The 19,187-nt window shown below is 69.3% G+C and carries 13 protein-coding genes; 8 read left to right on the top strand and 5 right to left on the bottom strand.

The features are described 5' to 3' along the window. Nucleotides 1-7 precede the first annotated feature (7 nt). The 5 genes from recC (at nt 8) to KV203_RS10565 (ending at nt 10,296) form a co-directional block, all read left to right on the top strand. Nucleotides 8-3,277, top strand: coding sequence for an exodeoxyribonuclease V subunit gamma (recC, locus tag KV203_RS10585; RefSeq protein WP_218820984.1), 3,270 nt, complete (start codon nt 8-10; stop codon nt 3,275-3,277). After that, nucleotides 3,274-6,648: a UvrD-helicase domain-containing protein gene (locus tag KV203_RS10580; RefSeq protein WP_246600114.1), complete on the top strand. Its 3,375-nt coding sequence runs from the start codon at nt 3,274-3,276 to the stop codon at nt 6,646-6,648. Before recC ends, KV203_RS10580 begins: the two co-directional genes overlap by 4 nt. Continuing rightward, nucleotides 6,645-8,540, top strand: a complete 1,896-nt coding sequence (gene recD / locus KV203_RS10575; protein ID WP_066474989.1) for an exodeoxyribonuclease V subunit alpha — start codon at nt 6,645-6,647, stop codon at nt 8,538-8,540. The genes KV203_RS10580 and recD overlap by 4 nt, the downstream gene beginning before the upstream one ends. A 123-nt stretch (nt 8,541-8,663) precedes the next feature. Next, the gene (locus tag KV203_RS10570) at nt 8,664-9,320 is read left to right on the top strand and encodes a TetR/AcrR family transcriptional regulator (protein WP_083530335.1); all 657 of its coding nucleotides are present in this window, start codon (nt 8,664-8,666) and stop codon (nt 9,318-9,320) included. A 142-nt stretch (nt 9,321-9,462) separates the two neighbouring features. Beyond that, complete coding sequence (locus KV203_RS10565; protein WP_066474983.1) at nt 9,463-10,296, top strand: SDR family oxidoreductase; 834 nt, start codon at nt 9,463-9,465, stop codon at nt 10,294-10,296. A gap of 16 nt (nt 10,297-10,312) precedes the next feature. Here KV203_RS10565 and KV203_RS10560 read toward each other — a convergent pair whose 3' ends face one another. Continuing rightward, nucleotides 10,313-11,554, bottom strand: a complete 1,242-nt coding sequence (locus tag KV203_RS10560; RefSeq protein ID WP_066475010.1) for an Nramp family divalent metal transporter — start codon at nt 11,552-11,554, stop codon at nt 10,313-10,315. 217 nt (nt 11,555-11,771) lie between these two features. On the opposite strand from KV203_RS10560, the gene KV203_RS10555 reads away from it, so the two are divergent. Beyond that, nucleotides 11,772-12,347 carry an HdeD family acid-resistance protein gene (locus KV203_RS10555; protein ID WP_066474980.1) on the top strand — a complete coding sequence of 192 codons (576 nt, stop codon included), beginning with the start codon at nt 11,772-11,774 and terminating at the stop codon, nt 12,345-12,347. Between the two features lie 123 nt (nt 12,348-12,470). Continuing rightward, complete coding sequence (locus KV203_RS10550) at nt 12,471-13,637, top strand: GGDEF domain-containing protein (protein ID WP_157079993.1); 1,167 nt, start codon at nt 12,471-12,473, stop codon at nt 13,635-13,637. Here the strand turns inward: KV203_RS10550 and KV203_RS10545 are convergent. Both KV203_RS10545 and KV203_RS10540 read right to left on the bottom strand, forming a co-directional pair. Continuing rightward, a complete protein-coding gene (locus KV203_RS10545) occupies nt 13,592-14,608 on the bottom strand; it encodes a patatin-like phospholipase family protein (protein ID WP_066474976.1) in 1,017 nt (338 codons plus the stop codon). The genes KV203_RS10550 and KV203_RS10545 overlap by 46 nt on opposite strands. Before the next feature lie 45 nt (nt 14,609-14,653). Further along, complete coding sequence (locus KV203_RS10540; RefSeq protein ID WP_066474974.1) at nt 14,654-15,463, bottom strand: HugZ family pyridoxamine 5'-phosphate oxidase; 810 nt, start codon at nt 15,461-15,463, stop codon at nt 14,654-14,656. A 260-nt stretch (nt 15,464-15,723) separates the two neighbouring features. On the opposite strand from KV203_RS10540, the gene KV203_RS10535 reads away from it, so the two are divergent. Beyond that, the gene (locus KV203_RS10535) at nt 15,724-16,413 is read left to right on the top strand and encodes a helix-turn-helix domain-containing protein (RefSeq protein ID WP_083530334.1); all 690 of its coding nucleotides are present in this window, start codon (nt 15,724-15,726) and stop codon (nt 16,411-16,413) included. Between the two features lie 73 nt (nt 16,414-16,486). Here the strand turns inward: KV203_RS10535 and katG are convergent, their stop codons facing one another. Beyond that, complete coding sequence (katG, locus tag KV203_RS10530; protein WP_083530333.1) at nt 16,487-18,739, bottom strand: catalase/peroxidase HPI; 2,253 nt, start codon at nt 18,737-18,739, stop codon at nt 16,487-16,489. Continuing rightward, nucleotides 18,699-19,178: a Fur family transcriptional regulator gene (locus KV203_RS10525; RefSeq protein ID WP_066474969.1), complete on the bottom strand. Its 480-nt coding sequence runs from the start codon at nt 19,176-19,178 to the stop codon at nt 18,699-18,701. The genes katG and KV203_RS10525 overlap by 41 nt, the downstream gene beginning before the upstream one ends. Nucleotides 19,179-19,187 lie beyond the last annotated feature (9 nt).

The raw sequence follows: 19,187 nt of genomic DNA, 5'->3' as shown, positions 1-19,187 counted from the left end.
TTTCGGCGTGCTGATCGTGCACCGCGCCGAGCGCGCCGACATCCTCGCCGATGCGCTCGCCGAGGTGCTCCGGCAACCGCCGGCGGATCCGTTCGCGGCGGAGCTGATCGCCGTCCCGGCCAAGGGGGTCGAACGCTGGTTGAACCAGCGCCTGGCCGCTCGGCTCGGTACCGACCTCGGCGCGGACGGGGTGGCGGCGAACATCGAATTCCCCTCACCGGCCGCGTTGGTCGAGCGCGCGGTAGCGGCCGCGAGCGGGCTGGACCCGGACCGCGACCCCTGGTCGGCGCACCACCTGGTGTGGCGGGTCCTGGAGCAGATCGACGCCTCGCTCGACCAGCCGTGGTGCGCCGTGCTCGCCCGGCACCTGGGTGCAGGGATCGACGAATGGCGCGCCGGGCGGCGCTTCGCGACGGCCGAGCATCTCACCGAGCGATTCGTCGAGTACGCGGCGCAGCGTCCGGCGATGTTGTCCGACTGGGCGGCCGGCCGGGACACCGACGGCGCCGGGGCGGCGTTGCCGGCCGACCTGGCCTGGCAGGCCGAACTGTGGCGGCGGCTTCGCGCCTGTCTCGGCGTTCCCGGTCCGGCCGAGCGGTGGGCCGGTGCGTGCGCGGCGATCCGGTCCGATCCGGCGCTGCTCCCGCTGCCGGAGCGGCTGTCGGTGTTCGGTGCGACCCGGTTGGCCGGCGCGCATCTGCAGGTTTTCGAAGCGGTGGCTGCGCACCGGGAACTCCACCTGTGGCTACCGCATCCGAGCCCGGCGAGCTGGACGCAGCGCGCGGCTGCGGCATCGGCAGCGGCAGCGGCAGCGGCAGAGCCGATCCGGCGTACCGCCGACGACAGCGGGCTGGCGGTGCGGCATCCACTGCTCGCCGCGCTCGGCCGGGATGTGCGGGAGCTGCAAGCTCGACTCGGCCCGATCGTGGGCCGCGACGAGCACCTGCCGGCGCCGGATTTCCCGCCGACCACGCTGGGCCGGCTGCAGGCCGACCTCGTGGCCGATCGGGCACCGGCAGCGACCGATGTGCGCCTCGACACCGACGAGAGCGTGCAGGTACATGCGTGTCACGGCCCGGAGCGACAGGTCGAGGTGCTGCGGGACTGTCTGCTGCACGTGTTCGCCGCCGACCCGACGCTCGAGCCGAGAGACGTGCTGATCATGTGTCCCGACATCGAGACCTACGCGCCGCTGATCCGGGCCGGGTTCGGTCAAGACGAACTCGCCCACCCCGCACATCATCTGCGGGTGCGGCTGGCCGACCGCGCGTTGCGCCGGACCAACCCGCTGCTCGACACGGTGGCCACGCTGCTCGATGCGGCGGTCGGCCGGGTGACCGCCGGTCAGCTGCTCGATCTGGCGGCGAGCGAGCCGGTTCGGCACCGGTTCGGGTTCACCGACGAGGACTTGGCGACGCTGCGGGACTGGGCCGGCGCCGCCGGTGCCCGGTGGGGGATCGGACAGCGCCAACGGGCGGCGTTCGGGCTCGGCGATTTTGCCCAGAACACGGTGAACACCGCGGTGGACCGGGTGTTGCTCGGCGCGGCTGCCGACGACTCGGACGGCTGGCTGGGTTTGGCGTTGCCGCTGGAAGACGTCGAATCCGCCGACATCGATCTGGCCGGACGGTTCGCCGAATACGTCGATCGGCTTGCGGTGACGCTGCGCGACCTGGCCGGGCCGCAGCCGGCGCGCCGCTGGACCGACGTGCTCGACCGGGCGCTGGACCTGCTGACCGCGGTTCCCGCCGCGGATGCCTGGCAGCTCGCCCAGGCCCGCCGGGAGCTGGCTGCGGCCACCGAGCATGCGGCCGACGTCGAGCTGCGGCACAGCGATGTCCGGGCCATGCTGGCCCGCCGATTGGCCGGCCGACCGACGCGGGCGAACTTCCGGACCGGCGAGCTGACCGTCTGCACCATGGTGCCGATGCGCTCGGTTCCGCACCGGGTGGTGGTGCTGCTCGGGCTCGACGACGATGTGTTCCCGCGCACTCCGGCGATCGACGGCGACGACGTACTGGCTAGGAATCCGCTTGTCGGGGAACGTGATCCGCGTTCAGAGGATCGGCAGTTGCTGCTCGATGCGATCCTGGCGGCGCAGCAGCGATTGCTGCTGTTCTACAGCGGGGCCGACCCGGTGACCGGGGCTGTGCTGCCACCCGCGATCCCGCTGCGCGAGGTACTCGACGTGCTCGGCCTGGAACCGATCCGACATCCGCTGCAGCCCTACGATCCACGGCAGTTCCGGGCCGGCGCGCCGTTCAGCTTCGACCGGGTGGCGCGGGCCGGAGCGCTGGCGAGCCGGCAACCGCCGCAACCGGTTCCGGCGCTGGTTCCGACCCCGCTGGCGGCCGCTCCGGCCGCGGACGTCGAGCTGGCGGAGCTGATCCGCTTCACCGAGCACCCGACCCAGGCCTTCCTGCGCCAGCGGGTCGGGACCGGTCTGCCGGATCGGTCCGACGAGCCGGCCGACGCATTGTCGATCGACCTGGATCCACTGGACAAGTGGGAGCTGGGCGATCGGATGCTCACCGCCCGGCTGGCCGGGGTGTCGGCCGGGGACTTCCGCTCGGCCGAGTGGCGGCGCGGCACCTTGCCGCCGTTCCAGCTGGGAGAACGGATGCTCGACGAGATCGAGCACGCCGTCGCCGACCTGGTCGCGGCCGAGTCGGCACACATCGGCCCGCCGGAGTCGGTCGATGTGTCGGTCGAGCCGGCGCCGCGGCGCCGGTTGACCGGTACGGTGCCCGGTGTGCACGGCACCACCCTGGTACGCGCCGTGTACTCCCGGCTCGGGCCGAAACACCGGATCGCCGCCTGGGTGCGGTTGTTGGCGCTGGCTGCGACGCACCCGGGGCCGTGGCGCGCGGTGACCACCGGGCGCGGTCGGGGGCGGCGTGGCGCCTGGCGGTCCACCCTGATCGCACCCGCCGACCCGTCGGCGGTACTGCGCGAGCTGATCGAGCTGCGTGACCTCGGACTGACCGAACCGCTGCCGCTGTTCACCGCCGCGTCGTGCATCTACGCCGAACGTCGCCACGGCGGCGACCCGGTCGACGTCGCACTACAGGCTGCCGAAGCGGAATGGACGAGCAAGTACGGCGAGAGCCACGACGCGAGCGTGGGTTACGTCCACGGCGCGGCGCCGAGCCTGCACCGATGGGTGCAGTTACCACCGGATCCCGGCTACCCGACCGACGAGGCAGGCCGGTTCGGCGCGCTGGCGACGACGCTGTGGCTGCCGTTGCTCGCCGCCGAGACGATGGGCCGGCCGTGACCGCTGCAGAAACGGTGATCGCGGCAGCGCCGGCGACCGTCGGCCGGACGTTCGACCCGGCCGGCCCGCTGCCGCGCGGCACCACCGTGCTGGAAGCCAGCGCGGGCACCGGCAAGACCTACGCGATCGTCGGGCTGGCAGCACGATTCGTCGCCGAGGGCGTCGCCGAGATCGGCGACCTGCTGTTGGTCACCTTCGGCCGGCACGCCACCCGGGAACTGCGCGACCGCGCGCGCGCCCGATTCACCACGGTCGCGGCAGCGCTCGCCGATCCGCGGGCGGCGGCCGCGCACGACGATGCCGTGGTGCGGGTGCTTGCCGCCGGGGCACCGGCCGAGGTGGCGCTGCGCCGGCGACGGCTGCGCCGGGCACTGGCCGACTTCGACGCCGGCACCATCACCACCACCCACGGCTTCTGTCAGCGGATGCTGGACGGGCTCGGGATCTGGGCCGAACGCGAGCCGGACGCCCGGCTGGTCGAGGACGTGCTGGAGCTGATCGACGAGGTGACCGACGACGAGTACCTGCGGCGGTACGGCCGGTGGGACGGGCCACCGCCGTTGTCGCGCGACGACGCCGGGGCGGTCGCGCGCGCCGCGGTGGTCGATCGGCAGGCCCGGCTCGTGCCGGACGCCGAAGCCGGGTCGGCACCCGATTCGGCTGCGGCGCATCGGGTCGGCTTCGCCACCGCCGTCCGCGCCGAGGTGCAGCGGCGTAAGCGTCTGCTGGGTATCCGCGATTTCGACGACCTGCTCGTGCTGCTGCGCGACGCGCTCGCCGACCCGGTGCACGGTGCGGCGGCCGCCGCGCGGATCCGTGACCGGTATCGAGTCGTGCTGGTCGACGAGTTCCAGGACAGCGATCCGGTGCAATGGGAGATCCTGCGCCGCGCGTTCCACGGCCACGTGCCGCTGGTGCTGGTCGGCGATCCGAAGCAGGCGATCTACGCCTTCCGGGGTGCCGAGGTACTCAGTTATCTGGACGCAGTGCAGGTGGCCGGAGCACATCTGGAACTCGATACCAACCGGCGCAGCGACGCCGGTCTGGTTCGGGCGCTGTCGCACATCTACGGTGGCGCGGCCCTCGGCCATCCGGCGATCGTCGTCTCCGACGTGGCCGCCGTGCACCCCGGATCGCGACTGTCCGGGGCGATCCCGGTGCGGTTGCGGGTGCTGCCCCGAGCCGGGCTCGGGCCGCGGAACAAGTCGGGTTTCCCGGCGGTGGGGCGAGTCCGGGACGGGGTGGCGGCCGACCTCGCCGCCGACCTGGTCCGGCTGCTGGCCGATCCGCCGTTGCTGCACGACGAGGCCGGGTCGCGCCCGCTCGGCCCGGGCGACATCGCAGTGCTGGTCCGCACCCGAAATCAGCTCGCGACGGTGCGGGCGGCGCTGGACCGGGTCGGACTGGCGTCGGTGCTGGCCGGGGGAAGCAGCGTGTTCGGTACGACGAGCGCGGTCGCTTGGCTGCACCTGTTGCAGGCGTTGGAGCAACCGCACCGCGGTGATCGGGTGCGGCTCGCGGCACTCGGCCCGCTGCTCGGCTGGACGGTATCGGAGCTGGACGTGCGTGGCCCGGACGCGGTCGCGGAGATCGGCAGCCGACTCCGCGAGTATGCCGCGCTGTTGCTCGGGTCGGGTTTTGCGGCGATGTTCGAGCGGTTGGCCGAGCAAGCCCGGCTCGCCGAACGCCTGCTTGCGCTGGACGGCGGCGAGCGCGAACTGACCGATCTGCGCCACCTGGCCCAGCTGCTGGATCGGGTCATGGTCGACGACCACCGCGGGCCGACCGAACTGGTGCGCTGGTTGTCCGACCGGATCGCCGAGCCGGCGACCGGCGGACCGGCCGACCGGAGCCGCCGGCTGGATCGGGACGCCGCCGCGATCCAGTTGGCGACCGTCCATGCCAGCAAGGGGCTCGAGTTTCCGGTGGTTTACCTGCCCTTCGGCTGGGACACCGGCCGTAACCCGTATCCGGCGACCCTGTTGTTGCACGACGAGCGGGGCGACCGCCTGCTGGATGTCGGCGACGAGTCCGCGCCCGGCTACCGTGAGCGGCGCCGTCGGCACGAGGCCGAACAGGCCGGGGAGGAACTCCGCCTGCTCTACGTCGGGTTGACCCGGGCGCGCTGTCAGGTGGTGATCTGGTGGGCGCCGGCATTCACCACGGCCGAGTCTCCGCTGCATCGGCTGATTCTGGGGCGCGCACCCGGTTCGGCGACGGTGCCGGGTCGGGCCCGGGTGCCGGCCGACGCAGCGGTCGGCGCCGACCTGGACGCTTGGGCGGAACCGGTCGCCGACGTGCTCGCGGTGGAACAGGTGCGCGACGCGCCGCCGGATCATGGTCGTCGGCGCACCGCCACCGCCGACCTGGAGCCGCTCGAGGTTGCCCGATTCCGGCGTCGGCTCGATCTGGATTGGCGGCGCACCTCGTACTCGGCGCTGACCGTCGACCGCCACGCAGCCCCGGCCGGCGGGCCCGGTGGTGCCGGGGTACGCAGCGAGGCCGAGGACCCGGGTCGCGACGACGAGCCGGCCGACGACGCGAGCACGCCGGTCGGCGCCGACACGGTCCGGGCCGGCGCGCTCGCGTCGCCGATGAGCGATCTGCCCGCGGGTCCGCTGTTCGGCGTGCTGGTGCACGAGGTGCTGGAGACGGTCGACACGGGCGCGGCCGACCTCCGCGCCGAGGTCCGGCGGCGGTGTACGGCATCGATCGAATCGCGACTCGCCGAGGTCGATCCGGATCTGCTGACCGATGCATTGGGGCACGTGCTGGCCACGCCGCTACCGGATGGCGTCACCCTGGCTGCAATCGCGCCGCGGGATCGGCTCACCGAGTTGGATTTCGAGCTTCCGCTCGCCGGTGGTGCCGATCCGGTCGCTGCCGCCGCCACTGCCCCGGAGATCGCCGCGCTGCTACGCCGCCATCTCGCCACGGACGATCCGCTGATCGAGTATCCGGACCGGCTGGCGGAGCTGGCTGCGGACCCGCTGCGGGGCTACCTCACCGGCAGCATCGACGCGGTGCTGCGCCTGCCCGGGCCACGATTCGCGATCGTCGACTACAAGACCAACCGACTCGCGGCCGGACCACTGACCGTCGATCATTACCGGCCGGATCGGATGGCGGCCGAGATGGTGCGCGCCGACTATCCGCTGCAGGCGTTGCTGTACTCGGTGGCGCTGCATCGGTATCTGCGTTGGCGGCTGCCCGGCTACCACCCGCACGCACATCTGGCCGGGGTCCGATACCTGTTCGTGCGCGGCATGGCCGGCCCGGCGACGCCGGCGGGCTGTGGTGTGTTCGATTGGCGCCCGAGCCCGGAGCTGATCGTGGCACTCTCGGATCGATTGGCCGGAGGCTCGGCGTGATCGACGGGTCCCAGGTGCAACGGGCGAACGGGCTGATCCGGGAATTCAACGCGGCCGGGGTACTTGCCGCGGGCGATGTGCACGTCGCGTTACGTCTGGGCCGGCTGGCCGGTGAGTCCGACGAGCAGGTTCTGCTGGCCACCGCGCTCGTGGTCCGCGCGGTCCGGGCCGGCTCGGTCTGCCTGGACCTGCGTCGCATGCGCGACGTAGCGGTCGACGGGGGCGACGCGGAGCCGGACCGGTTCGATCCGGCGGCGCTGCCGTGGCCGTCGATCGAGACGGTGTTGGCCGGCTTGCGCCGCAGCCCGCTGGTGCAGGGTGCGGCGGCCGGCCCGCTGCGTCCGTTACGTCTGGTCCAGGCAGGTGGTACCGACCTGCTCTATCTGGCGCGGTATCACCGTCAGGAACAGACGGTGCGACGAATCCTCGACGAACGTGCCCGGACCGCACCGATGATCGATGTGGCGGCGGTCGAAACGGCCGTGCAGACGCTGTTTCCCGATCCGCCGCCGGATCGACAACGGCTTGCCGCCGTGCTGGCCGTCACTCGCTGGACCACGTTGGTGGCCGGTGGTCCGGGCACCGGCAAGACGCACACGGTGGCCCGGATCCTCGCGCTGCTCAACACCGTCGAGCCCGGGCTGCGGATCGGTCTCGCCGCTCCGACCGGGAAAGCAGCGGTCCGGCTGCAGGACGAGGTGCGCGGCCAGGCGGCGAGTCTGGAGCTGTCGCAGCAACTGTCGGCGGTCACCTTGCACCGGCTGCTGGGCTGGCACCGTGGCCGGGCTCGGTTCCGCTTCGGCGCGGCGAATCGGCTGCCCTACGACGTCGTCGTGGTCGACGAGACCTCGATGGTGTCGTTGACCTTGATGTGCCGCCTGCTCGAAGCGATCCGGCCGGACGCGCGGCTGGTACTCGTCGGTGACCCGGACCAGCTGGCCTCGGTGGAGGCCGGTGCGGTACTGGCCGATCTGGTCGGCCGACCGCTGTCGGCCGGGGTCGTCGCGTCGGCCGACGAGCCGATCCTCGCCGGGCCGGCCGGCGCGGACGTGAGTTCGTCGGCTCCGACCGGCGAACCGCCGCTCACCGCGGATGAGCGAGAGCGGCTGCGCGGTGGCATCGTCCGGTTGGTTCGGGGTCGGCGGTTCGGTGGCGCGATCGCCGACCTGGCCGGCGCGATCCGAGACAGCGATGCCGACCGCACGTTGGCGCTGTTGCATTCCGGCGACGAGCAGATCGAGTTCGTTCCGCCGGGGGAGTGGACGGCGTTGCGCGCCGACGTCGTTGCATGTGCCGGGCGGGTGCGGGAACGTGCCGAAGTCGGCGACGCGGTTGCCGCCCTGCGCGAGTTGGAGCGGCACCGGTTGCTTTGTGCGCACCGGGACGGGCCGTTCGGTGTCGGCCGATGGCAACGCGAGGCGTTGGGCTGGGTAGCCCAAGCACAACAGGAGCGCCTCGATCCGCACGGCTGGTATCCGGGTCAGCCGCTGTTGGTGACGGCGAACGACTACGAGTCGCGGATCTACAACGGGGACACGGGCGTCGTGGTACGTCGGGACGGCGCCCTGGTCGGCGCCTTCCAGCGTGGCGGCGATCCGTTCGTGCTACATCCCAGCCAACTTCCCGCCGTGCAGACCGCGTATGCCATGACGATCCATCGCAGCCAGGGCAGCCAGTACGACGCGGTTACCGTATTGCTGCCCAGCACGAGTTCGGCGCTGTTGACCCGCGAATTGCTCTACACCGCAGTTACTCGGGCGCGACATCGCGTTCGGCTGCTCGGTACCGACGAGGTGGTTCGGGCGGCGGTGCAACGCCGGGCATATCGCGCCAGCGGCCTGCGTTGGCTGCCCGAATCCAACCGCCCGGCGGCCGAATCGGCCGGTTCCTAGAACCTTCGGATGTCCGAGGGAATTGCGATCGTGTCGGACGACACGTGCACTTCGTGCCCGCAGGTCACGTGCGCACGGCCGCGGCGCTGTACAGTGCGGTGAGCATTATGAAGGAGCTAGGCTGTGCCGTACCGGCCGGGGATCAGAACACGGGAGTCGGTGCTCAGTGCGTTCGCCGATCTGGTCGTGGAGAAGCCGTTCGCGCTGATCACTCTCGATGAAATTATTGAGACTGCGAAAGTAACCAAGGGTTCGCTGTATCACCAATTTCCGTCGAAGTATGCGATCGCAACGGAGTTACTCGAAGAAGAATTCGATTTAGGATTCGAGAACCTGCGCACCAGTTTGGACGGGCTGACCCCGTCACTGGAAATGTTGGGTGCATCGATGTTCGAATCGGTCCGATATCAACGGTTTCGACCTCGATATCACGCGGCGGTCCTGCTGCAGACCGAGATCGGCCGTGCGCCGGGACATCGATACGAGGTGACCGACCGCTGGGTGGGCTTCTTCGTCGAGCAGTTGGAGGCGGCGAAGGAGTCCGGCGACGTGCGTCCGGACATCGACTCGCAGCGATTCGGCAAACGGATGCTCAACGCCTGGGTGGGCATCCAACAGATCGCCGAGTTCGCCGACGAGAAGGAGGACGTGTTCACCGAGATCGCCGACCTGCTGCAGTGGGTTGCCGAATCGGTGGTCGCGGACGACCGGCGGCAGTACTTCGAGACCTACGTCGGCCGCTACGCCGAGCGGATGCGTTCCGAGCCGCCCAATCGTTGACCGGCCCGGCCCGTCGAGCAACCCGGCCCGTCGCAACCAGGTCGGCGGCCGGGCCCCGACCGTGGGCGGTCGGGGTCGACGGTCGAATGGTCGATACCATCGACACCGGTAGTTAAATCGTGTGCCGCCGAGAGGACGAAGGATGCAGCTGGACACCGTCGAGGGTAAGAACGTCCTGATCACCGGGGCCGCGATGGGGTTGGGCAAGCTGTTCGCGACGCGCGCGGTCGACGAGCACGCAGCCAACGTCGTGTTGTGGGACATCAACGAGGGTGCGCTGAAGGACACCGCGGCCGAGCTGGAAGCGGCCGGCGGCACGGTCACCTATTACGTGGTCGACGTATCGGTACCGGCAGCGATCGCGGAGGCGGCGGCGTCGGTCCGGCGGGATGTCGGCGACATCGACGTGCTGATCAACAACGCCGGGATCGTGCGGGGTAACCGCTACTTCTGGGAGACCGAGAACAAGGCCGACATCGAGGCCACCATGCGGATCAACTCGCTGGCGCCGATGTACCTGACCTTGGAGTTTCTGCCGGCGATGATCGCGGGGAAGCGGGAGTCGCGGATCCTGAACATCGCCTCGTCGGCGGGCCTGGTATCCAACCCGCGGATGAGCGTCTACGCCGCGTCGAAATGGGCTGCCGTCGGTTGGTCCGATTCGGTCCGCCTGGAGCTGGAACAGGCCGAGGTCGAGCACGTGAAGGTCACCACGGTGTGCCCGACCTACATCTCCACCGGCATGTTCGACGGCGCCAAAGGCATGTTGCTCACCCCGATCCTGCAGCCGCGTGATGTGGTCGACGCCGCCTGGCGCGAGATGCGTAAGGGCGGCCCGTTCGTCGTGTTGCCATGGACCTCGCGGCTGAATCAGGCGGTGACCGGATTTCTGCCCATCCGCCTGCGGGACGAGTTCCTCCGCCGCGTCGGCGTCTACAACTCGATGTCGGAGTTCACCGGACGTACGAAAGAGTGACGGCGGGCGCTCGCATTCAGCCGGCGATCGTCAGGTAGATCAGGACCACGTTCAGTGCCACGATGATCGTGGTGACCAGCCAGGCCATGACGGTGGTCGCCGGGTGGTTCACGTCGTCGCCCATCAGTGACCGATCGCTGGTGAATCGGACCAGGGGCGCCATCGCGAACGGAATCCCGAAGGACAGGACCACCTGCGAGATCACCAGTGCTCGGGTGGGGTCGACGCCCGATGCCAACACCGCGAGTGCGGGTAGCAGGGTGATCAGACGACGCAGCAGCAGCGGGATGTGTCGGCGCAGCAGGCCCTGCATGATCATCGCCCCGGCGTAGGCACCGACCGAGGTCGACGCAAGGCCGGAGGCGAGCAGGCCGATCGCAAACAACAACGCCACCGCCGGGCCCAAGGTGTGCTGGAGCGCCGCGTGTGCGCCTTCGATCGTGTCCACGTCCGGCTGTCCCTGCAGCGTGCTGGCCGCGGCCAGCAGCATCGCGAGATTCACCGTGCCGGCAACCAGCATCGCCAACGTGACATCGATCTTGGTAACGCGGAGCAGCCCGCTGCGCCGGACCCCGGGGGTCGGCAAACCATGCCGGTCGCGAGCCAGACCGGAATGCAGGTACACCGCGTGCGGCATGACCGTCGCACCCAGCATCGCCGCGGCGAGCAGCACGCTCTCGGCACCGTCGAACCCGGGAATCAGCCCGCTCGCGACCGCCTCGGGGTCGGGCGGGGCGACGACCATGCTGGTGACGAACCCGATCGCGATGATCGCCAACAATCCGGTGATCACCCGCTCGAATGGACGTTGGCCGTACCGGTCCTGCACCAGCAGCAACACCATCGAGACCAGCCCGGTGACGATGCCGCCGACCAGCAGCGGTAGCCCGAAGAGCAGGTGCAGCGCGATCGCTCCGCCGACCACCTCGGCGAGGTCGGTCGCGATCGCCACCAGCTCGGCCTGGGCCCAGTAGCCGAGCCGAGTCGGCGTCGATGCCCGGGTCCGTACCGTCTCGGGCAGCGTCGCGCCGGTGACCACGCCGAGTTTTGCCGACAGAAACTGAACCAGGCCGGCCATCACGTTCGCGCCGACGATCACCCAGACCAGCAGGTAGCCGAACTGAGCCCCGGCGCTCATGTTGGCGGCGACATTGCCCGGATCGACGTAGGCGATGGCGGCGACGAACGCCGGCCCGAGCAGTGCAGAGCCGCCGCGGGCCCGGCGCAGCGCCGGCGCCAGGGTGTCGGGCAGTGCCATCGCAACCTCCGTCAGGATCACCTAAACAAGAATTCAGGGTAGCCGAAATCAATGCCGTTCCGGACCGGGGCGGCCGCGCTCGCTGCAGCCGGTCCGGCGACCGTTCCGAAGGTCGGCCGATTTGATCAATTCCATTGCCGCCGTGGGGATCCGAACCTATCCCGCGGGATGGAACAACCATGCCGGAAATGGTCGGTTCCTCGGATAGGATTTGACCATGACTAATGATGTGGGGGTCTCCGGACCATTGCAGATGCTCGTTCGGTCCGGCTGGGAACGACTCCTCGCCGCCGGCATCCTGACCGTGCTGCTCGGCGCCGTCATCCTGGCGTGGCCCGGACGCACGCTCCTCGTTGTCGGCATCTTGTTCGGTATCTACCTGGTGGTCACCGGCGTCCTGGAGCTGTTCGCGGCCTTCGAGTCCAGGTTCTCGACAAGCATGCGGGTGCTGTCGTTCATCAGCGGTGCCCTGTCGCTGGTGATCGGCCTGTTCTGTTTCCGGGACGATCTGACCTCGATCGCGCTGCTCGGCATCTGGATCGGCATCGCCTGGTTGTTCCGCGGGACGACCCTGCTCGGTCTGGCGATGGCCGAGTCGCAGATGCCGGGACGTGGCTGGCAAGTGTTCTACGGTGTGGTCACGCTGATGGCGGGCATCGTGCTGCTCGTCTGGCCGATCAGCTCGATCGCGACGTTGGTGCTGGTCGCCGGAATCTGGATGATCCCGCTCGGCATCATCGAGATCGTCTACGCGGTGGTGATCCGCAACAAGGCGAAGAAGCTGTCCGTATAGACATAGATTCGTTGTGCGGATCCCCGTCATCTCGTTGCTGGCTACGCAACACTTGATCTTGGTGCCGTCGGCGCCGACAGCAGGTCAGTGCGCGTCGTCAGCAACGGGAGGCGGTGAGTTCATGTGCTTGGTATCCGGGCCGGTGGGTGGACACGGATCCGTGAGAGTCCGCTCGGTAAGTGGTGGCAGACACCGCGAACCTATGACGAGGTCGCCCGTTATTTCGAAGCGCGTGAGCTGGCCGGGAACTTTCGATTCGTGTGCGGTATCTCCTCGGCCACGCTGGCCGTGATCACCGTGTTGGTACTGGCGTCGGACGTCGGGCCCACCGCACCTGTGTCCCGGGCGGCGATGGTCGCGGTTCTGGGGTTGGCCGTACTCTGGGCGATCTGGTGGTGGTTCCGGATCCCGGTGATGCCGTCGCGGTGGATGTCCGCCGTGTTCGTCGCGACATCGGATCTGGGGATCGCCGTGGTGGGCTGGGTGTATCCGCAGCCGATCGCCGGGATGTTCGCGCTCACGACGTTTTCGATGATCTCGGTGTACGTGGCCTTCGTCCACGGCCGCCGACTGATTTTTGCGCACCTGGGCTTTGCTGTGGTCGCGATCATTCCGGTCGCTGTCCACCTCGGCGAGGACTACGGTGCAGCGGAAGCAGCTGCTCGGGGGCTGCTCACGATCTTGTTGGTGGCCGGGGTGCCGTTGGCCGTGCAGATCGGTATCTGGGCGCTCACCGAGGACGCGGCGTTGTCGGCGCGGGATGCGCTGACCGGGGTATTGAATCGGCGCGGCTTCGACGCGGCGGCGGGCGCGGCGATCATGCGGGCCGCGCAGACCGGGACGTCGAGTGACCAACTTGTCGTCGCGGTGGTCGACGTCGACCGGTTCAAGCAGGTCAACGATCGGCTCGGGCACGCCGGTGGCGACGGAATCCTGGTCGCGACGGCGCGCCGGATCAGTGCGGTGGCCGGATCTGCGGCGGTGATCGGGCGGCTCGGTGGTGACGAGTTCGCGATCCTGCTGCATCAGTCGGCGGCGGACGCGATTCGGCTGGTGGATCGGCTCGGGGGGAGCCTGACCGTCGATTCCGGCCCGACCCCGGTCACGGCGAGTGTTGGCATCGTGACCGAACAGGTGCATCGGGTCTATCACGACGGCGATCCCGACGACGTGATATCGGAGCTGCTGGCGCGGGCCGATCTGGCGATGTACGAGGCGAAACGGCAACGCACGCCGGCCGGGTATCAGCGGCTCGATTCGGTGCCGTTTCGCCGGGTCAGCGCGGAGTAGCCGGACTGGTCCAGCTTGACCGCCGCCCGCTCCCGACCGATTGCGATCAGCTCGCTCGCCCGGTGGAAGTCGATCGTCCGGGCGGCGGTCCGGGGGACTTCGATCAGCACATCCGGTGGGTCGGCGGCAATCCGATGCCGGCTCAACGCGGTCTGCAGCAGGTCCAGCGCTCGGTTGAGGACTTCACGCTGGCCGAGCCGAAGCGGCGGGCCGGCGACCAGGGGCGCGGCCGGGGGAGGTGTTCCCGTGACCGCCGCGGCAGCGGCCGCCGCATCGGCCGAGCGGAACCGGTCGCGCACCGCTTTGACCAGTTCACGTTCCAAGAGGTTGTCGGTGCCGCGCCGGAACCGCTCGATCCATTCCTCCACCGGTCGGGGCGCCGCTGTGGCGGAGATGTTGCCGCGGTCGACCGGCGAGCCGGCGGCGACATCGACTGCGATCACCAGGTCGGCGTCCATCGAGGCGACGGTGCCCAGCGGTAAGGGGTCCAGGATGCCGCCGTCGGCCAGGAGCCGACCGTTGATCACATGGGGGGTGATCACCCCGGGGATGGCGATCGATGCCCGGATCGCAGAGTCGAGCGGACCACGCTGATACCAGATCGACCGGCCGTGAATCAGGTCGGTGGCGACTGCCGTGAACGGGATGGGCAGGTCTTCGATCCGGGTGTCGCCGATGATATCGCGCACGACCGCGAGCACCCGTTCCGCGCGCAGCATCCCGCCGGAAGCGGTGATCGACGGGTCGACCAGACGCAGGATGTCCCGTTGGGTGAGTCCGGTCGCCCAGCGCTCGAACGTCCCCAACACGCCGGCCGCGTACAAACCGCCGACCAACGCACCCATCGAGGAACCGGCGACGCCGACGATATCCACATCACGGTCGATCAGCTCGTGGATGACGCCGATGTGGGCGTACCCGCGAGCTCCGCCGCTGCCGAGCACCAGAGCCACACGCGCTCGACCGGTCATGCTCCGATTATTGCCTGCAGGCGGATGGCAGAGCGGGAATCCGGATCAGCTCGGTGGTGTCGCCCGGGCCCGACGGGCCAGATCGACGGTCGCCGCGCGCAGCCCCTCGATTCCGCCGATCGGCGCGGCGTAACCGACCCGGGTGGGTGCCTCGCCGCGCGGCGTGCGGACCCACAGGTCCAGGCCGTATCGGTCGGCGTCGGTGCAGACGGCCGCGGTGGCGTCCGGAAAACCACCGAATCGCTGCGTCATCGTCAGGAGCGCGTCCGCGTGGTCGGCGTTCAGGTGCGCGATGGCCCCGGCCGCGACCGGGCGGATCGGGTCGGGAGCCGCGGCGGCATAGTCGGCAGCACTCGCGGAATCCATCCGGCCGTAGCCGCCCACCCAGCGCACGCGCTGGATGCGCAGGATCCAGGTGGTGAAGTCGGTGTACTCCACGTAGCGGCGGGCGGCCGGCACGGCCGCGATGTGCGCCGACCGGGCCGCCTCCAGCTGCGCCCCGGTCGGCTGTTCCATCACGCCGGCGAGCGTGACCCGGGCTCCGGCCAGTGGGTCGGCGGGTCGGTCCGGGGCGACGACGGCGATGCTGGCGCGGGGGTCGCGGGCGAGATTGCGGCCGTGCTCGGCCAACCGGGACACGCACAGCACCGGCGCTCCGTCGAGCACACCGTAGGCGACGAACGAGGCCCACGGGTCACCGTCGGCGGTCAGACTGGCCAGCGTCGCCACGTCGCTGGCAGCGACGATCGTGCGGGCCTCCTCGGCGGCGGACGGGCGGGTGTCGACGGCGACCGGTACCAGCGGCGGCGGGATGGTCGGGGCGTCGCCGGGATCTCCATGGTCGACCGGGGGCATGCCCGTAGCGTACGGGAGCAGGGCGGAGCGACCCCCGCGCTTACCGTGCGTGCGGCTCGATCAGCAACAACCGGCCGGCTGCTCGAGCGCATTAGCCGATAAATATCGGCTAATTATTTGTATGGTTATTTCGCAGTTATTTAGTCATAGCGGTCCGCCAGATTCATTCCTCATTTCGATCTAGATCGTAGGTAGTCCGTTCGGTAGACCTTTGTGGAGATGTGTTGCAGACCGCGGATTGAGTTCTATTATCAAAACCCGTGGAGGAGATACCGCATGTAGTGCTCGGTAAAGCGGTGAAGGCTCGGCGCACGCGCCAGGGGTGGACGCAAACTCAGGTCGCCGAGGCCGGTGGACCCTCGCACGCCACGTTGGTCAAGCTGGAGAACGGTAATCTCCCCAAGCTCACCCCAGCGGTGTTGGCGAAGCTCGACCAGGGGCTCAACTGGGCGCCCGGCAGCGCTGTGGCGATCATGTCGGGTGGTGAGCCGACCCCGTTGGAGACCTCGCGTCGGGCCGTGGTCGCCGGCCCGCAACATATTCCGTTGCCGGTCGAGGAACTGACAAATTTGATCAAACTGAGCAAGGTGGTCGACACCGGCCTGGCCGAAGCGGATGCGGATGCGCGCGCGGTCCGGCTTGCTCGACGGGCGATGCGGGATTTTCTTTCCCGCATTGTCGGGCGGTATGCTACTGAATTGCTCGAACGCAACGGCGGCCCTGATACTCAGCTACCGGCGATCATCGAGCTATCTTTCGGAGAACTCTTGGATCAGCCACTCGATCCGGATAACGCACTGGAGCGGGAAGAGCAGTTGTATCGGCGGTGGTTGTCCGGTCGACTCACCGCAACCGACGTCGAGACCGAGGATCGGTTCCGGGCGCGGTGGCAGCACAGTCAAGATGTCTGGGGGAGCGCGGGGGAAGGTCCGGCGCGGCGCCGAGCCTGATCTTACGACGGGAGAGGCCCGGTGCGGCGGGTGCCGCACCGGGCCTCTCCCGGGCGAGGAGCTTCGTCGAAGCTCAGCTCAGATCGAACCGGTCCAGGTTCATCACCTTGTCCCACGCCGCGACGAAGTCGGTCACGAACTTCTCGGCGGCACCGTCGGTGGCGTAGACCTCGGCCACCGCGCGTAGCTGCGAATTCGAGCCGAACAGGAGATCCACCCGGCTACCGGTCCAGCGGGGCCCGGAGCTGTCCCGCCCCTGGAACAGGTCGGCGTCGTCCGGGCTGGCGGTCCAACTCAGGTCCTGATCGAGCAGGTTGACGAAGAAGTCGTTGGTCAACGTGCCCGGCTTGTCGGTGAACACCCCGGCGGTCCCGCCGCCGTAGTTGGCGCCCAGCACCCGTAGCCCGCCGACCAGTACGGTCATCTCCGGTGCGGTGAGCCCGAGCAGGTTGGCCTTGTCCACCAGCAGGTACTCGGCCGGTAGTTGATTGCCCTTACCGAGATAGTTGCGGAAGCCGTCGGCGGTCGGCGCCAGGTACTCGAACGACTCGACGTCGGTGAGTTCCTGCGTCGCGTCGCCACGGCCGGGGGTGAACGGTACCTCGATCTCGTGCCCGGCGGCCTTTACCGCCTGCTCGACCGCCGCGACACCACCCAGCACCACCAGGTCGGCGAACGAGACCTGCTTGGCCCCGGCGTTGAACGCGGTCCGGACGTTCTCGAGCGCCCGGACCACCTGGGTCAACTCGTCCGGTTCGTTTGCCTCCCAGCCGGCTTGGGGCTGCAGCCGGATCCGGCCGCCGTTCGCGCCGCCACGCTTGTCGCTGCCGCGGAAGCTCGACGCGGCCGCCCATGCCGTCCGCACCAGCTGCGCAACGGTCAGCCCGGTAGCCAGGATCTGCTGCTTGAGCTGCTCGACATCGGCGGCATCGATCGGCTCCCCGGTGGGGGCCGGGATCGGGTCCTGCCAGAGCAGCGTCTCTTTCGGGACCAACGGCCCGCGATACCGGGTCACCGGACCCATGTCGCGGTGGATCAGCTTGAACCACGCCTTGCCGAACTCGTCGGCCAGCTCGTCCGGATGGTCCAGCCACCGCCGGGTGATCTTCTCGTAGGCGGGGTCGAGCCGCATCGACAGGTCGGTGGTGAGCATCGTCGGATGGGTCCGGCCGCCGCCGAATGCGGTCGGCACGGAGTCGGCGCCGGCACCGTCCTTGGGGCGCCATTGATGCGCGCCGGCCGGGCTCTGGAACAGCTCCCACTCGTAGCCGTAGAGAATTTCCAGGAAACTGTTGTCCCATTGTGTCGGGGTGTTCGTCCAGATGCCTTCGAGCCCACTGGTGATCGCGTCGGCCCCGACACCGCTGGCGTAGTCGCTGCGCCAGCCCAGCCCTTGCAGCTCCAGTGGGGCCGCCTCCGGTTCCGGGCCGACCAGTTCGGCGTCGCCGGCGCCGTGCGTTTTGCCGAAGGTATGCCCGCCCACGATCAGGGCGGCGGTCTCGACGTCGTTCATCGCCATCCGGGCGAAGGTCTCCCGAATGTCCACGGCCGCCGCCAGCGGATCCGGATTCGCGTTCGGACCTTCCGGATTGACGTAGATCAAGCCCATCTGGACCGCGGCGAGCGGATTCTCCAGATCCCGTTTACCGGTGTAGCGCTCGTCGCCGAGCCAGGTGTTCTCCGGGCCCCAGTACACCTCGTCGGGAACCCATTCGTCGGCCCGGCCGAAGGCGAATCCGGTGGTGGTGAAGCCCATCGATTCCAGCGCGACGTTTCCGGCGAACACCAGCAGGTCGGCCCAGGACAGCCGGTCCCCGTACTTCTGCTTCACCGGCCAGAGCAGCCGGCGAGCCTTGTCCAGATTTCCGTTGTCCGGCCAGCTGTTCAGCGGGGCGAACCGTTGCATGCCGGTGCCGGCGCCGCCGCGGCCGTCCTGCACCCGGTAGGTGCCGGCGGCGTGCCAGGACATCCGGATGAACAGTGGGCCGTAGTTGCCGAAGTCGGCCGGCCACCAGTCCTTCGAGTCGGTGAGCACCGCCTCGATGTCGCTGCGCAGTGCCTCGACATCGAGGGTGGTAACGGCTGAGGCATAGTCGAAGTCGGCACCGAGCGGATTGGCATCGGCCGGATTGTGCTGCAGAATACGAAGATTGATATCGTTCGGCCACCAGTCGCGGTTACCGCCACCTTCGACCGGCGGCTTACGCCGCCCGACCACCGGGCAGCCCGCGGATGCGTCGATCTCGGCGAGTGGTTCGGACTCGACTTGCTGATCGTCGGGCACGTCAGATCCTTCTTTCGGGAGTGGGATAGGAGCCACGGCCATCGGAACGGCCGCGCTGTTCTGAGGACAAACAGGTGGGGCACAAGCCCCAATAGATGACCTCGGCTTCGTCGATGCGGTACCCGCCGGGGTCCGATGCGGTAAGGCAGGGTATCGCGCCCACCGCGCAGTCCACGTCGGCAATCGCGCCGCACGACCGGCAGACCACGTGGTGGTGATTGTCCCCGATCCGGGTCTCGTAGCGAGCGACCGATCCGGAGGGTTGGATCCGCCGGACCAAGCGCGCCGAGGTGAGCGCAGCGAGCACGTCGTACACGGCCTGGCGAGACACGTCGGGTAGCGTGCGGCGCACCGCGGAGACGATGGTCTCGGTGTCGGCGTGTGGATGTGCGGTTACCGCCTCCAGCACGGCGACCCGTGGGCGGGTCACCCGAAGATCGGCCGAACGCAGCTGTTCGGAGTAGTCCGAGGCCGAGGGCATACGAGCTAT

This window comes from Skermania piniformis (genome assembly GCF_019285775.1).
In the GTDB taxonomy this organism is placed as follows: domain Bacteria; phylum Actinomycetota; class Actinomycetes; order Mycobacteriales; family Mycobacteriaceae; genus Skermania; species Skermania pinensis.
This window is presented reverse-complemented; position numbering and strand designations above follow the sequence as displayed.